This window comes from Candidatus Frankia nodulisporulans, from assembly GCF_902806475.1.
Lineage (GTDB): Bacteria > Actinomycetota > Actinomycetes > Frankiales > Frankiaceae > Frankia > Frankia umida.
Window position 1 is genome coordinate 1 of record NZ_CADCWS010000460.1, and the last position, 1,552, is coordinate 1,552.

The 1,552-nt window shown below is 67.5% G+C and carries 2 protein-coding genes; one reads left to right on the forward strand and one right to left on the reverse strand.

Annotation, left to right across the window (positions count from 1 at the left end):
• On the forward strand, positions 1-237 hold a 237-nt coding region (locus G6R24_RS23085), incomplete at its 5' end, for a hypothetical protein (RefSeq protein ID WP_217451663.1).
• Between the two features lie 21 nt (positions 238-258).
• On the opposite strand, the gene groL is transcribed toward G6R24_RS23085, so the two are convergent.
• A partial coding sequence (gene groL, locus G6R24_RS20790; RefSeq protein WP_163550814.1) for a chaperonin GroEL occupies positions 259-1,552 on the reverse strand: 1,294 nt, incomplete at its 5' end.

The following is a 1,552-nucleotide window of genomic DNA, read 5'->3' on the forward strand; positions in this document are numbered from 1 at the left end:
CCCCAGGTTCAGTCGAACCTGCGTGATGAATGCCTCTTTTCTGGCATTGTTGCTGCGATCAAGCGGTTCGGGAGCACCACCACAGAAACGGCGAAAGGCGGCTCCGCGTCGAAGCGGAGCCGCCTTTCGCCGTTACCATTCGTGCTGTGTCGACGCGGTGCGGGTGGTGCGCCGCCCCACCTCGACCCGGCCGAGCCCGGCCTGACGTGGCCGGGACGGCCGGTGGTGCCGAGCTGACGTCCTGAGACTGGAGGAGTCTCAGAAGTCCATGTCGCCGCCGCCGCCGGGGACGGCGGGGGCCGGGTTCTTCTCCGGCTTGTCGGCGATGACGGCCTCGGTGGTGAGGAACAGGCCGGCGATCGACGCGGCGTTCTGCAGCGCCGAGCGGGTGACCTTGGCCGGGTCGATGATGCCGGTGGCGATCAGGTCGACGTACTCACCGGTGGCGGCGTTGAGGCCGTGGCCGGTGGGCAGGTTGCGGACCTTGTCGACCACGACGCCACCCTCGAGACCGCTGTTGAAGGCGATCTGCTTGATGGGGGCCTCGAGCGCGAGGCGGACGATGTTGGCGCCCGTGGCCTCGTCGCCGGAGAGGTCGAGCTTCTCGAAGGCGGTGATCGACGCCTGGAGCAGCGCGACGCCACCACCGGCGACGATGCCCTCCTCGACGGCGGCCTTGGCGTTGGAGACCGCGTCTTCGATGCGGTGCTTCTTCTCCTTGAGCTCGACCTCGGTGGCCGCGCCGACCTTGATGACGGCGACGCCACCGGCGAGCTTCGCGAGGCGCTCCTGGAGCTTCTCGCGGTCGTAGTCCGAGTCGGACTTCTCGATCTCGTTGCGGATCTGGCTGACCCGGCCGGCGATCTGGTCGGGGTCGCCCGCACCTTCGACGACGGTGGTCTCGTCCTTGGTGACGACGATCTTGCGCGCGCGGCCGAGCAGGTCGAGCGAGGTGCTCTCGAGCTTGAGGCCGACGTCCTCGGAGATGACCTGGCCACCGGTGAGGATGGCGATGTCACCGAGGATCGCCTTGCGGCGGTCGCCGAAGCCGGGAGCCTTGACCGCGACGCTCTTGAAGGTGCCGCGGATCTTGTTGACGACCAGGGTGGCCAGGGCCTCGCCCTCGACGTCCTCGGAGATGATGACCAGCGGCTTGCTGGTCTGCATGACCTTCTCCAGCAGCGGGAGAACGTCCTTGACCGCCGCGATCTTGCTGTTGACGATCAGGATGTACGGGTCGTCGAGGACGGCTTCCTGGCGGTCGGCGTCGGTGACGAAGTACGGCGAGATGTAGCCCTTGTCGAAGCGCATGCCCTCGGTGAGCTCGAGCTCGAGACCGAAGGTGTTGCTCTCCTCGACGGTGACCACACCCTCCTTGCCGACCTTGTCCAGCGCCTCGGCGATGAGCCCGCCGATCGCGGGGTCGCCGGCCGAGATGGAGGCGGTGGAGGCGATCTGCTCCTTGGTCTCCACCTCCTTGGCCTGCTTGGACAGCTCCTCGGAGACGCGCTCGACCGCGACCTCGATGCCCTTCTTCAGGCCGAGGGGGTTA